The sequence below is a fragment of the Paenibacillus sp. FSL R7-0189 genome (genome assembly GCF_037969925.1).
GTDB lineage: Bacteria > Bacillota > Bacilli > Paenibacillales > Paenibacillaceae > Paenibacillus_AQ > Paenibacillus_AQ odorifer.
Genome location: NZ_CP150223.1, coordinates 5465264 through 5479359, shown reverse-complemented (window position 1 = coordinate 5479359; position 14096 = coordinate 5465264). Strand labels below are relative to the sequence as shown.

Below are 14096 nucleotides of genomic sequence, written 5' to 3'. Positions count from 1 at the left end.
AATTTTGAACACTTTACGCGAAAGTGGTTTTTGATTAACCAAACAGTTAATCGGAGAGGAAAGAGATGAGCTCACTCCAAACTTTAAATCGAAAGATCAAAACGGTCGTCAGTCCTTTTCATGAGTTATTATGCAGTCTGCATGTCTTCCATCAACCAGAACACCATCCAACAAGATTACAATGGGCTCTGGAGCTCAAGAAAAGGATGCCTCTTGCTCTACAGGAGAACATCCACACACTTGGGCAGTTGTCAGACCGTTGGATCGCTCTGCTAGATTTACCGGACCGTATGGGTGTCCCTATTTCTTGCAATCAAGGAATCACCCTACTCAAAAAACTTCCGGATGCAGAGCTAGTGTATCTATTTATGAATCAAGAAATTGCACTAAGTACCCTAGTCGAATGGCTGAATGAATCTGAAAGCAAGCGTTCGCTGATGAAGTTGAGTGGAAACGTGAAGTACCTGATAAACAATCTGGCTAGTGTTCGCAAGCTGTTAATCTCAACATTAATTACATACGAACATGATTATTTCGGGCAGGAATGGGACTATATTGAACCATTTATGAACATCTCAGCCGCTCAGTTTCAAGACTTAGCCAGTCGTTCCCCGGAAAAGGCACTAAATACGCTCCACCCACGCCTCCTCGCAGAGAACGGGACTCTAACAGTTCAAAAGGCAGTAACGTATTACTTTTCTTATGAACAGCTTGGACAAGTGTACGTTTTTCCCTCTACATTCATATTTCCGCATCTGCTTGTTGGCTGGTACGAAGATACTTTATTTTTACCACTCACGGTGGATGTTCCCGGTCTTGCCTTTAGTGAAGGACCGCCGAGTGACCTGTTGCGCCAACTCAAAGCTTTAAGTGATGATACGCGGATGCGAATTCTGAAACTACTGTGGAAAAGTCCACATTGTACCAAGCAGCTTGCGCCAATATTGGGTATTTCTGAAGCTGCGGTCTCTAAACAGCTAAAACAACTAAGTGAAGCAGGATTTACCCAATCACAGCGAAAAGGGAATTATTTATTTTATTCAGTGAACAAAGAAGTCTTTGATAATCTTCTCGTTCTGCAAAGGCAGTACCTTGAACAATAAGGTTAATGAAAGGTGTGAGTACAGTTGTGGCATATCGCTATCGCAACTCTAAAAAGAAACCAAAAATCTAATCTTAGAGCCTTTCCCTGGACCTTTACATTCGGGCACATTATTGATGGAGTTTATCTAGTCATCATCTCTTATTTTTCTTATGTGTATCTAATCAATGGGGATATAGATTCAAAATTCGCTATCTATAGTGGCAGTGATGACTATCTGACCTATGTAATTATTGGAGGTATGCTCAGTATATTTTCCGTCAGTATGATGATGAATGTATCCAGGGCACTTATTACCGAATGGAGAGAAGGTACACTTGAGGCACTGTTGCTCTCCCCTTCAAGCCGGAGCGGTTATTTTCTAGGAAACGCAGTCCAGCAGTTGTATCGAAGCGGGGCGGAATTGCTGGTGGTTCTCTTCTTTGGCCTTTTGGCAGGACTTCGACTCCCCTCTGTCGATTTCATATCTGTCCTCGTGGGAATTTTGCTGTTTTTACTATCGTGTTATGCGATGGCGCTGGTGCTAGGAAGCATTATGCTTTATACAAGGGACACCTTCATTGTTCAAAATACTCTATTTACGATAACTGCTCTACTATGTGGATTTCAGTTTCCAAGGCAATACTTGCCTGACTACTTGCAGGCTATAGGTGAGATTTTCCCATTGACCTATGCACTACAACTGCTACGAGGCACGCTGCTAACTGGAGAATCAATAGAATTAATTGATGCATTGCCTATCATACTACTTAGTGTTGTATACATAACGGTTGGTCAATGGACAAATCGGCGCATAGAGCGCGGGTTGTTCGAACGTTTCTAAAACCTTGGAGGGTGAAAACCATTGATAAACATGCATGAAGTTACTAAAATTTACGAAAGCAAACATAGACTGGGCTGGTTCCGTTCGGAAAAAAGATCAGTGACTGCAGTGAAATCACTATCTTTAGATATCGCTGCGGGGGAAATCGTAGGTCTTCTCGGTCTAAATGGCGCTGGAAAAACCACTACAATCCGTATGCTCTCTACTCTCCTAGAGCCAACCTCAGGCAGTATTGAAGTCGATGGAATGTCACTGCACAAGAATCGACAGGCCATTCAGCAAAAAGTAAATATGATCGCCGGAGGAGAACGAATGTTGTACTGGCGACTCACTGGTAGAGAGAATCTTCAATACTTCGGTAAACTCTATGGAATGAACAGCCCTCAAATCGCTAGAGAAGCAGAACGTCTTCTGGAGGAAGTAGGTTTGACCCAAGCTGCTGACCAACCCGTTGAACAATATTCTAAAGGGATGAAGCAACGGCTGCAAATCGCCCGCGGACTTATCAACGATCCACAATACTTATTTCTAGATGAGCCCACACTTGGCCTTGATGCCCCCATTGCCAGGCAGCTTCGCGGTACGATAAGAAAGCTTGCACTGGACAGTGGAAAGGGTATCCTTCTGACCAGCCATTATTTGCAGGAGGTCGAAGAACTCTGTGATCGGGTTTATGTACTGAATCGAGGCGAGCTTCTGCTCTGTGACAAACCTGAGCGGATTGTCCATCAGGTTGCAGGCTCGCAAACTGCTCATTTAGAGGTTACAGGCTGGCATGAATCACTTCGTCCCAAGCTACTAGAGCATCTACGAACATATACTCAGCCTGCGGAATTAATGGGTGTCTGCGCAACAGAAAAACTCGAACTTCGAAATGATGGACTGCAGCGCATTTCTGTAAAGACACCTTCGGCTGATAGGATCATTACAGAGCTGCTGCCATGGACTACGGAGCATGGGCTTAGCATTAAAAGCTTCGCATCCGAAAAACCTAATTTGGAGGATGCGATTATCCTCCTTTCGGAAGGAAGGGTATCATGAACTTACATAGCTTATGGTTTACCCTTAGCGCGGAGATCACTAAGCAGCATCGAAATAGAGTTAAAGGACGCGCAGTGTTTTTTTCACTTCTACTCTGGCCGGCGCTCACCTTTTTAACCACCTACTTTACTATGCAGCCCTTTAGAACAGGAGTAGGATCAGCACTCTCAAAAGTAATACCAGATGGACGGATTCCCCTTTTTCTGCTGAGCGGATATCTCGTCTTTCAGTTATACTGGACGGTTGTGCAAGCCGCATGGTTATTCGAACAAGAACGTAAAGGGGGCACACTTGAGGTAGTGTTCCTAACCCCAGCGTCAAAAATGACCTTCCTGTATGGACGTTCCATATATTCACTATTTCACGGAATATGGAGGTTCGCTTGTTTCTCCATCCTGACTTTCATTTTTCTTGCGGATGCAACGACTGTTAACTGGGGCGCCTTATTGCCTGTATTAGTACTTATCATGATATCAGCGGTTATATGGGGAGCTTTGCTGTGTGCGATATCTCTATTCTCAAGGGATTCAGGGCTACTCTATTACATCTTTCAAGCACCAATGGAGCTGTTTGGTGGGGTTCGTATTCCACCAGCGGTATTCCCAGCATGGGCAACGGGCCTATCCCTTCTGTTTCCACTCACATATAGTCTGATTCTCGTGCGCGGGGCGTTATACGATAATATCGGGATTAGCTGGTGGTGGGCTCTCGGCGCTTTAATCGTAGGTAGTTCTTGTCTTGTCATTTGTACCCGCTATCTTCTGGTTAGGGCAGAACAACATGCAAGAGTAAAAGGGAATTGGACTTTATTCTAATTGTAAATGACCAAGTCTTTAACACATAGGACCTAAATGACGTTATTTGCCGGTTCTTAGCTTTTTCAGAAGTTTCGCGGACTCCAGTGACACTATTCCTTCAAAAAGGGCTCATATTGGGAGTTTTTAGGGCCGATAACTGCTATGCAGTCCGTTAGAATTCCAAATGGGAAAGAAGACTGTGTTTAAGGTCAGTGGTGTCCGAAAACTGTTTCTTACGCGCAAATGCTCCCTAACCACAAAAAACCCGGCAGACAAATCTGCCGGGTTTTTTCATATTTTATATGCTGGAGATAAACACATCTTATAAGTCAGGATGTTCGTGTTTTGCCTTGAGACGATTCCAACGGCGCTCAACTTCTTCTTCGAAGCTGTGCAAAGCTGGCTCATTCTCAGGTTTCAACAAGTGACGAGTTTTACCCATTGTCTTCAGCCATGCTGAGAGCTCGACACGTTTGCCCTTGTCTTCGGGATTATATGTGATATTCGTAGAACCATGCTCTACTTCATATAACGGGAAGAAGCAAGACTCAACAGCTAATGAAACGATGTTAGTGCCTTCCTTATCATCAGACATCCAGTTTAGCGGACATGCGATCAGGATTTTACCATACACCAAACCTTCGTTTTGTGCGTACCACTGTGCTTTTGCCGCTTTTTTCACCAGATCCTGCGGATAAGCCTCCGAACCCGTGAAGACATAAGGAATGTTAGTAGCCGCCATAATTTGTGCTGTATCTTTATGCTGAGTCACTTTACCTTGCTGCTGCTTGCCGATACTGGAGGTTGATGTACGATGACCCAGTGGTGTCGAATAGGACTGCTGTGCTCCAGTATTCATGTAACCCTCGTTATCGTACTCTACAATAATCATTTTGTGACCACGCAGCGCAGCTCCAATTGCCGGTCCCATCCCGATGTCCATACCGCCATCTCCGGTTACCATAACAAACGTAAAGTCCTCTTTAAGCCCTAGTCCATCCAGCTCACCGCGACGTTTGCGTTCCCAGAACATCTCTACGACACCGGACAAGGTAGCCGCTCCATTTTGGAAAAGATTATGGATAAACGTTGATTTATGGGAGGAATACGGGTACCCCGTAGTCGTTACCATGGCACAGCCTGTATGATAAAGTGCGACGATATCCCCTTCAATCCCTTTGAAGAAAGTCTCTAGTCCTGAGAAAATCCCACAACCCGGACACGCACCATGACCTGGGGAGAGCCGTTTAGGTTTCTTCGTCAAGCTGCGCAGCGGCGGAATCCGTACGCTTAATTTGCCCGTTGCTTCATCCTGTTTCACAGTGATCAAGCCTGTCTTCAGTGAGTCAAAGTCCATTGGCTTCAGAAGACGTTGTGGAGCTTTTTCTGGTGTACCCGGATTGTGGCCGTAATAATCAAATGGTATGTCTACTCGATCTGCAGCAACAGCATCAATTGCTAATTGGAAAAATGCATGACCATCTTCTGCGTAGAAGTCCTTACCACCCAAACCGTAAATACGGCTTATTACTTTAGTCGTAGTGTTGCCATATGTGAACAGGGCTGCCTTAATTTCATTGACCATGTTACCACCGTGTCCGCCAACAGAATCTGCGCGGTCACCAACGGTGATTGCTTTAACGTTTTTCAGCGCTTCAGCAATTTGCTTCTGTGGGAAAGGACGGATCATATTCGGCGAGATTGCACCGGCTTTGATTCCTTGCAAACGAAGCTGATCTACAACATCCTTAATAATCTCAGAGGCAGAATTCATCAAGAATACGGCTACTTCAGCATCTTCCATCCGATATTCCTCGATCATTGGATAATAACGTCCGGTTAACTCAGCAAATTCCTTCGCGATTTCTTCAAAAACTTCACCCGCATTGTACATAGCTACGGACTGTTGATAACGGTTGTTAATATAGTCAGGTTCGTTCATATAAGGGCCAACGGTTACCGGATTATTGCGGTCTAAAGTATCGGTGAAACCTGTTGGAGGTTGTGCTCCAACAAATTTATGAACATCCTCCCGATGAGTAAAGGCCTGTACGCGGCGCTTCTGGTGGGAAGTGAAATATCCATCTGAGGCCACCATTACCGGAAGACGAACTTTAGCATGTTCAGCAAGCTTCAATGCCATTAGATTCATATCATAAACAGATTGTGGATCCCGGCACATTAAAATTGGCCAACCTGTATTCAGGGCAAAATACAAATCAGAATGATCCCCGTGAATATTCAGCGGTCCAGAGATCGAACGGCAGATTAGATTCATAACCATAGGCATACGCGTACCAGCTTGTACAGGCAATTGCTCAAGCATGAACATATAACCTTGGGCACTGGTAGCATTAAATACACGTCCGCCAGCCGTTGAAGCGCCATAACAGATTCCAGCAGAGCTATGCTCGCCATCTGACGGAATCAGCATAATATCATGCTGGCCGTTCGCTTTCATCGTATCAAGAAATTGCGCTACTTCTGTCGATGGAGAAATCGGAAAATACCCCATTACATGATAATTAATCTGATGAGCAGCATAAGCTGCCATTTCATTGCCGGATTCATATAGGAATTTCTGCTCTACTTTAGCAGAGCCTACTTCTTTTTCATAATCTATTGCCACGTGTATTCCACCTTTCCTCCGTTAATTAGGCCTCAGTAACGAGATCAAAAATATGCCGGACCGTATGACTCTCTGCGTAGCCTTCTTCCTCACGTTCGCCAGACAAGGCAGTTGTAGGACAAGCTTCTACACATTTTAAACAGCCTTTACAGTATTGGTAATCAATACCTTGCAGGAACATTTGTGGACGCCCCTTCTTATCAGGCTGCTCATCCCAAACAAAACAGAGATCAGGACACACCGTATCGCACTGCGCACAATGAATACAATCCTCCTGCTTAAAATGAGGCAGCAAACCGGAGCGAGAAATGCTCAAGTTCTTTAAAAAGCTACTGCCAGGATTCGTAATGGTACCGCCGATAGGCTGTGTTTCATAACCCAATGCGGAAATATCAGACCGCACGAATTCAGGCATTGTCACGCCCGCAGGCAGTGGAAAATGCATAAACTTAACTTCATTAAATCCACGGTCGAAAGTAGTCAGCGCTGACTGTACTGCCTGTGGATACTTTTTGCCTAGTGATTTCTCTATAACGCCTTTCATAATTTCAGGGTCCAAGAAATCACACATCCGGAACAACGCGCCCAGCATCGCCATATTAACACGGTTTTTCTCATCTAAGGCGATAGTTGTAGCATCAACGACTGCAATAGTTCCTGCCATCATATTCAGGGAGGATTTCAATTCCTCCGGCGATTTTGCTGAGTTTACCAATACTGTGCTATGTTCATAAATTCCGCTAATTACGTTAACTGTCTTTGCTAGTGCTTCGTGAAATACCCCAACAACATGCGGGCGCTCAACCGGAGACGTGTCACGAATAGGTGTGTTCAAATCACAAAACCGGATATGCGCTTTTACCGCTGATCCCTTCTTCTCCGAACCATATGACGAAAAGCTGACCCCATTCATTCCAGCACCGACAACACCTGCTTCCGCAAGCATTTTACCAGCCAGGTTCGCACCCAACCCTCCAATTGACTCCAGACGAATCTCAAAAAATCCGAGCTCGTTCACTTTTGGTAACTGTACCACCGACATAGCCCCTTTCAGAATGTCATCTAGTATAATATCCTTTTGACTTTTTCAACGATTGTAACTTGATTTCGCAAGACGCGAAGTGACAAATCTTGCATTTTCCAAGTGTTGCCTAAGCTTATTTATCTACTTTCATTTAGCAATAAAATTAAAAATTAAGATGTTAAATTCATCACATTGTTCATGATAAATATCACACACCGATGAAAAATCACCTCTATTTCTGCAAATGTGTATCATTTATACTTTTCAACTAGTCCATTTCAGGATAAACTGATTCTTGGTGTAATTTTTTGAACCTACTTAGGAGGCATTAAATGTGAAGTCAAACGAAGCATCATTACAGAAAAAATTGCTTCCACGGCATATCAGCTTTATGGCGATGGGCGGCGTAATCGGTACGGGGATTTTCAAAGGAAGCTCTGAGACGATAAGCATTGCTGGACCAGGGGTTGTTCTCTCCTATGTATTGGCAGGCTTGCTGCTACTAGTCGTTATGGGTGCAATTGCCGAAATGGCCACGGTATACCCGAACAAAAATATGAAGGAATTCATTCGCGAAGCTTTTGGAGAACGGCTTTCCTTTATCGTGGGTTGGCTCTATTGCTTCATGTGGTTGACTGTCTGCGTGATCGAAGTGCTGGCGGCAGGAAGCTTCTTGCAATACTGGTTACCGGATGTTCCGTTATGGCTACTGAGTCTAGCAAGTGGTGCTTTAATTATTGGCATCAATATGATGAGTGTAAGCGGTTATGGAGAGACGGAGTTTTGGTTAGCAGGAATCAAAATAGCTATGATTATCATCTTTATTATCCTGGGAGCTGCATTATTGTTTGGGCTATTGCCTATGTCTGAAGGGACTCCCTATTTAAGTAATTTTACGGATTATGGCGGATTATTCCCACAAGGCTGGACACCTATCTTCTCTGCCCTTCTGGTCGTCATGTTCTCCTACGGCGGATCTGAGCTGATTGGACTAACTTTAACAGAAACTCAAGATGCAGAAAAAGTGTTGCCTAGAGTTGTCAAAAGCTTCATTTTGCGCGTTATTCTGTTCTATACGATTCCAATTCTGATCATCTGTGGGTTAATTCCTTGGAATCAGCTTAACGAGCATACCAGCCCCTTTGTGCAGGTTTTAGCAGCTACAGGACTTAAGGGTGCTGACCATGTTATGAACTTCATACTGATTACAGCTGTGCTCTCTGCTGCTAACTCCGGTATCTATGGCGCCACACGGATGTTGCACTCTTTGGCTTCACAGGGTGAAGCTCCACGTAGCTTAGCAAAGACCTCAGCAAAAGGTGTGCCGATCAACAGTCTTAAACTTTGCGCTATAGTTCTTTTTGTTGGTTCTATGTTAGCGTACTTCGCACAGGATGGACTTTTCCGGCTGCTGATGGCTGTTCCCGGCTTCGTAGTAAGCTTGGTATGGATCAGCATCTGTCTATCACAGCTGAAGCTGCGGAAAACCTATCCTAAAGAGCCAAGCTTTAAAGTGTGGGGGTTCCCTTATATAACGATTTTGACGCTTATCTGTTTGTCGGTTATTACGATTTCCTTCCTTTTCGACACTCAGAACCGGATCAGCATAGGCACATGTCTGGGCTTCCTGCTGATGCTTACCATCTGGTCATTCGCGAAATTCCGGAAGAAGAACTAAATTAAATTGCTCGCATTGACATGTAAGAAGGTGTATCCATTGTTCCACGCGATAGCGTAGAACGGGGATACACCTTTTCTTATGGGACCGTTGATTTGCCTACTCGCACCGGATTCGCCCCATTCTGCGGGATTTATACCGTTGATTTGCCCACTCGCACCGGATTCGCCTCATTCTGCGGGATTTATACCGTTAATTTGCCTACTCACACCGGATTCGGCTCATTCTACGGGATCTAAACCGTACATTTGCCTACTCGCAACGGATTCGCCACATTCTGCGGGAGATATACCGTAGATTTGCCCACTCACACCGGATTCGCCTCATTCTACGGGATTTATACCTTTGATTTACCTCCTCCCACCGGATTCGCCACATTCTACGGGATTTATACCGTTGATTTGCCTACTCGCACCGGATTCGTCCCGTTCTACGGTATATATACCGTTGATATGCCCACTCACACCGGATTCGGCTCATTCTACGGGATTTATACCGTAGATTTGCCTACTCGCACCGGACGAGCCACATTCTACGGGATTTATACCGTTGATTTATCTACTCGCAACGGATTCACCACATTCTACGGGATTTATACCGTAGATTTGCCTACTCGCACCGGATTCGCCCCGTTCTACGGGATTTATACCGTTGATTTGCCTACTCGAACCGGATTCGGCTCATTCTACGGGATTTATACCGTTGATTTACCTACTCACACCGGATTCGCCACATTCTACGGGATTTATGCCGTTGATTTGCCTACTCACACCGGATTCGCCACATTCTACGGGATTTATACCGTTGATTTGCCTACTCGCAACGGATTCGCCACATTCTGCGGGAGATATACCGTTGATTCGCCTACTCGCACCGGATTCGCCTCATTCTACGGGATTTATACCGTAGATTTGCCTACTCGCACCGGACGAGCCACATTCTACGGGATTTATACCGTAGATTTGCTCACTCACACCGTCGCCTCATTCTACGGGATTTATACCGTTGATTCGCCTACTCGCACCGGATGCGCCTCATTCTGCGGGATTTATACCGTTGATTCGCCTACTCGCACCGGATGCGCCTCATTCTGCGGGATTTATACCGTTGATTCGCCTACTCGCACCGGATGCGCCTCATTCTGCGGGATTTATACCGTTGATTCGCCTACTCGCACCGGATGCGCCTCATTCTGCGGGATTTACTTATTCTTTTGGGTTTATGGTAATTTGTCGATATACTTTAACTAGTGTTCTGCTGCACAAAATGCAACGAAAGCCAAATCAGATATACGCAGACAAGCTGGCTTAATATACTTTCAGAAATAAACTCGCGGCGTTCGAAGTTAACAAACGCAAGCTTCATCCAAACGTCGGCTTCACCCAAACGCAAAAAAGCACGGGAATCTAATCCTCCCGTGCTTCTTTCCATCGAAACTACAAAATCTACTCGATCTCCGGCTGAATATGCTCCGCGATCAATTGTTGCTTGTTGGTCCAGACCTTCTCACTCAGATTCACCCGGTACACCTCAGGATTGAGCTTACGCAGATATTCCGGCCAGAACAGATCCTTCTGCTCCCGATGGTAACGGCGAACTTCATTCAGATCCGGCAAAGTATAGACCTGGAAGCCGTTCACATAGATCGGCTCAAGCATAGGCAGCGCTTCATAGCGCTCCACATACTTGTGCATGTATGGATGCAGCGGATTAAACAGCTTCACCCGACCGCCGTTGCGCGGAGCTTCCTCTTCCGGGAAGCAGATATAATCTGCTAGCGCTTTGCCATTTTTCCCGATAATCCGGAATACGTCCTTGCTGCCTGGCGTGGATACTTTTTCAGGGTTAGAAGAAATCTTGATCGTCGGTACCATTTCTCCCGTTGCGGACTCAATTTCTACCAGCTTATAGACCCCACCCAAAGAGGGTTGATCCGAAGCCGTAATCAATTGTGTGCCTACGCCCCACGTGTCGATGGCTGCACCTTGCAGCTTCAGATCCATGATTGTATTCTCATCCAAATCATTGGATGCCACAATCTTCACATAATCGAGCCCAGCTTCATCCAGCATGTTCCGCGCCTGCCGGGATAGATAGGCTAAGTCACCGCTGTCTAAGCGGATACCGATCATCTTTTTACCTTGAGCTTCAAGCTTTTTGGCGGTTCTAATCGCATTCGGCACACCACTGCGCAACGTATCGAAGGTATCAACTAATAGTGTAACTTCATCAGGCATCACCTTGGCATAAGCATCAAAAGCTTCCTGCTCGCTGCTGAAGCTCTGAACCCAAGAATGCGCATGTGTACCTTTGGTAGGGATGCCAAACATTTTACCTGCTAGCATGTTAGAGGTTGCATCAAAGCCGCCGATATAAGCCGCTCTAGCGCCCCAGACCGCCGCATCCGCTTCTTGTGCCCGTCGGGTACCAAACTCCAGCAGAATATCATTCGGAGCCACCTGCTTAATTCGGGAAGCCTTCGTAGCGATCAGCGTCTGGTAGTTCATGAAGTTCAGAATGGCGGTCTCCACCAGCTGCGCTTCCATGATCGTCCCTTCCACACGGATTAGTGGCTCATCCGGAAAAATCAACGCCCCTTCTTTCATCGAATAAACGTTGCCCTGAAAATGAAATTGCAGCAATTCTTCCAAAAAAGCGGGAGCGTAATTTTCTTCTTGCTCCGACAAGTAACGGATATCATCTTCGGTGAAACGCAAACCGCCGATGTACCCAACGATACGCTCTAATCCTGCGAACACGGCATAGCCGTTTCCGAAAGGTAACTTGCGGAAATAAGCTTCAAATACAGCTTTTCGCTTATGGCTTCCATTCACCCAGTGAGCATACATCATATTGATCTGATATTTATCTGTATGTAGCGCAAGTTCTCTCTTCAAGTCCTCATCTCCTAATATCCACGTTGCTGTATGTGTATGTTTTTTATAGTATTATGCCTTAACAACGTCTGCTCCTAAACTTCCCCGGAAATGATTTAGTGCCCATTTATGTCCATCCGCGTTGAAGCTGGCGACCGCATCTTCGTGCACAGTAATAGTAAAACCTTTGTTATATGCATCCACCGCAGTGTGCAAAACACATATATCTGTACATACACCAATCAAATGAAGGTCAGTAATGCCACGTTCCCGCAGCTTGATCTCTAGATCGGTTCCACTAAAAGCGCTATATCGAGTTTTGTCCATCCAATAGATGGAATCCTGGTCAGCTTCATAAACAGTTTTCAGACTTCCATAAAGCTCCCGCCCCTCAGTCCCTCGTACATTGTGAGGTGGAAACAGTTTACTCTCAGGATGATAAGGATCATTGTCTTCATGTAAATCTACAGCCATTACAACATAATCGCCATTTTGGACAAACTCAGATGTTAATTGGCTGATTCTTGGCTCGATGTCGATTGCAGGCTGCCCAACCGGTAAATTCCCATTGACAAAATCATTGGTAAAGTCAATTACTATTAGTGCTCTCATGAGAATCGTCCCTCCCCTGATTTAAGACACTACGTATAAATGGACAACAATGGCTCGTGATCTGTAAACATATACAGCTGAGCCGGGCGTTGTGAGTATTGATTGGAGCTGAGTGCATTGCCCTCTTCATCTCTCACTTCTTTTAATATACCCTGACGGCTGCGTGTTGACGTGATTTTACGAATAAAATTTGGCTCTTTAAATTCCGGCACTACTGTCTGAATCACCTGATAAAGCTCACTTAGCGTAAAATGCCTAGGCAAAAACTGTCTTGCTATCGTTGTCTGCAGCATTTGCTGTTGGATACGTACGTATGCATCCTTTATGATTTCATGGTGGTCAAAAGCGAGCTCCAGTTCTTCTAACGCTTCCTGCAACGTAAATAAACCCACTTCACCCGCATCGTCGGAAGCTTGTCTTTGTTCCAGCATCCACTCTTCTACTAAGGCGAAAAAGGCATGGCTGATTATCCATCCCCGAGGGTCGCGGCCAGGTGTACTATAAACTCCAAGATATTCTAAGTGACCTCCATCGACACCGGTCTCTTCTTTCAGCTCACGAGTTGCAGCATCATAAATAGACTCATCTTCCTGACAGAATCCGCCTGGTAGAGCCCACATGCCTGCACATGGCCATTTTTTCCGTCTAATTAACATTACCTTCAATTCACGTAAAGGCAGCGTCTTAGTGACCGTCTTCCGTTCGCGTTTGGTCAGTGTAAACATTACAATGTCGGCCGGAACACCATCCGGTGTACGATATTTTTTGGCGTTATAGGTTAATTCCCCATTGTCGCTCATAATTGCCCCATCCTTTTCCGAAGCTGTAGTTTTACTTATTCGTATCTTTAAATGTACCAAACATGTTCTTCATAAATCAACAGCTAAATTCCATTATTTTACATTATCCTACAAAAAAGACGATATGAGAAACGACCTTGTCGTTGAATTATAAGGATTATGTATATTCTTGAATCTTACTTCTACCTCTTATATTGAAATAAAGGGACGGATCTGCATCCGCCCCCTGAACTGAGTGTGGGTTATCCGCATGTGGTCGGAGGCGCTTCGGTGCCGGCTTCCACATTTATTTTTTCCGAAACGGTATCTCTAATCACGGAAATTACTAGCTGGAGCAAATAATTAATATCGCTCTGGCTTTGCTGAAATTCATTGACGACAGGAATACCGTCGATCTCATCTTGCAGCACTTCAATTTCACGTTCAATTTTGGCGACCATATCTTTATTATTGAAACTTTCGAAGGCCACGATTTCTTTTTGTTTTTTCTTAATGGTTGCAATCAGTCCTTGCACACGCTCGTGATTAAGAATTTTTTGCTCCGCCTGCTGAAAATGGCGAACCTCTTCGCTGGTTGAGATTAATGACGCTAATTCTTTAGCTTTGCCCATAATATCCTCGCGAACGATCAGATCACGGGTATTATAAGTCTTCATTCCATATTTATTTAACCGTTGTTCTTCTGTACTCATTAGTCATCTCCCCATTCGTATG

At 45.0% G+C, this 14096-nt stretch carries 13 protein-coding genes; 7 read left to right on the top strand and 6 right to left on the bottom strand.

All coding sequences use genetic code 11. From position 1 onward, the window contains the following. Positions 1-65 precede the first annotated feature (65 nt). From MKY63_RS23945 to MKY63_RS23930, 4 genes are read left to right on the top strand one after another with little or no spacing between them, the layout of a single operon-like run. A complete protein-coding gene (locus tag MKY63_RS23945) occupies positions 66-1103 on the top strand; it encodes a metalloregulator ArsR/SmtB family transcription factor (RefSeq protein WP_076103968.1) in 1038 nt (345 codons plus the stop codon). Positions 1104-1127: 24 nt separating this feature from the next. Next, positions 1128-1925: an ABC transporter permease gene (locus MKY63_RS23940; protein WP_339810036.1), complete on the top strand. Its 798-nt coding sequence runs from the start codon at positions 1128-1130 to the stop codon at positions 1923-1925. Between the two features lie 30 nt (positions 1926-1955). Continuing rightward, positions 1956-2966 carry an ABC transporter ATP-binding protein gene (locus tag MKY63_RS23935; RefSeq protein WP_038574550.1) on the top strand — a complete coding sequence of 337 codons (1011 nt, stop codon included), beginning with the start codon at positions 1956-1958 and terminating at the stop codon, positions 2964-2966. Next, positions 2963-3781, top strand: coding sequence for an ABC transporter permease (locus MKY63_RS23930; RefSeq protein WP_339810034.1), 819 nt, complete (start codon positions 2963-2965; stop codon positions 3779-3781). Before MKY63_RS23935 ends, MKY63_RS23930 begins: the two co-directional genes overlap by 4 nt. Positions 3782-4085: 304 nt before the next feature. On the opposite strand, the gene MKY63_RS23925 is transcribed toward MKY63_RS23930, so the two are convergent. Together MKY63_RS23925 and MKY63_RS23920 are read right to left on the bottom strand one after the other, a co-directional pair. Beyond that, on the bottom strand, positions 4086-6392 hold the full coding sequence (locus tag MKY63_RS23925) for a thiamine pyrophosphate-dependent enzyme (protein ID WP_036688045.1): 2307 nt from the start codon (positions 6390-6392) through the stop codon (positions 4086-4088). Positions 6393-6417: 25 nt separating this feature from the next. Continuing rightward, positions 6418-7428: a 2-oxoacid:acceptor oxidoreductase family protein gene (locus MKY63_RS23920; RefSeq protein ID WP_038571642.1), complete on the bottom strand. Its 1011-nt coding sequence runs from the start codon at positions 7426-7428 to the stop codon at positions 6418-6420. Positions 7429-7750: 322 nt separating this feature from the next. Between MKY63_RS23920 and MKY63_RS23915 the strand changes: the two genes are divergently transcribed. From MKY63_RS23915 to MKY63_RS23905, 3 genes are all read left to right on the top strand, one after another. Beyond that, a complete protein-coding gene (locus MKY63_RS23915) occupies positions 7751-9094 on the top strand; it encodes an amino acid permease (protein ID WP_036688050.1) in 1344 nt (447 codons plus the stop codon). 95 nt (positions 9095-9189) lie between these two features. Next, entirely contained in the window at positions 9190-9333 is a 144-nt protein-coding gene (locus MKY63_RS23910; RefSeq protein ID WP_339810030.1) for a hypothetical protein, read from the top strand. A 9-nt stretch (positions 9334-9342) separates the two neighbouring features. After that, on the top strand, positions 9343-10344 hold the full coding sequence (locus MKY63_RS23905) for a hypothetical protein (RefSeq protein ID WP_339810027.1): 1002 nt from the start codon (positions 9343-9345) through the stop codon (positions 10342-10344). 195 nt (positions 10345-10539) lie between these two features. Here the strand turns inward: MKY63_RS23905 and MKY63_RS23900 are convergent, their stop codons facing one another. The 4 genes from MKY63_RS23900 to MKY63_RS23885 all read right to left on the bottom strand — a co-directional run bounded on the left by MKY63_RS23900 (position 10540) and on the right by MKY63_RS23885 (position 14074). Then, positions 10540-11946: a nicotinate phosphoribosyltransferase gene (locus MKY63_RS23900; protein ID WP_051491564.1), complete on the bottom strand. Its 1407-nt coding sequence runs from the start codon at positions 11944-11946 to the stop codon at positions 10540-10542. 96 nt (positions 11947-12042) lie between these two features. Continuing rightward, the gene (locus MKY63_RS23895; RefSeq protein WP_076100056.1) at positions 12043-12582 is read right to left on the bottom strand and encodes an isochorismatase family cysteine hydrolase; all 540 of its coding nucleotides are present in this window, start codon (positions 12580-12582) and stop codon (positions 12043-12045) included. Between the two features lie 29 nt (positions 12583-12611). Then, a complete protein-coding gene (locus tag MKY63_RS23890) occupies positions 12612-13382 on the bottom strand; it encodes an NUDIX domain-containing protein (RefSeq protein ID WP_036688055.1) in 771 nt (256 codons plus the stop codon). 242 nt (positions 13383-13624) lie between these two features. After that, positions 13625-14074: a YlbF family regulator gene (locus MKY63_RS23885; protein ID WP_036688057.1), complete on the bottom strand. Its 450-nt coding sequence runs from the start codon at positions 14072-14074 to the stop codon at positions 13625-13627. Between the last annotated feature and the right edge of the window lie 22 nt (positions 14075-14096).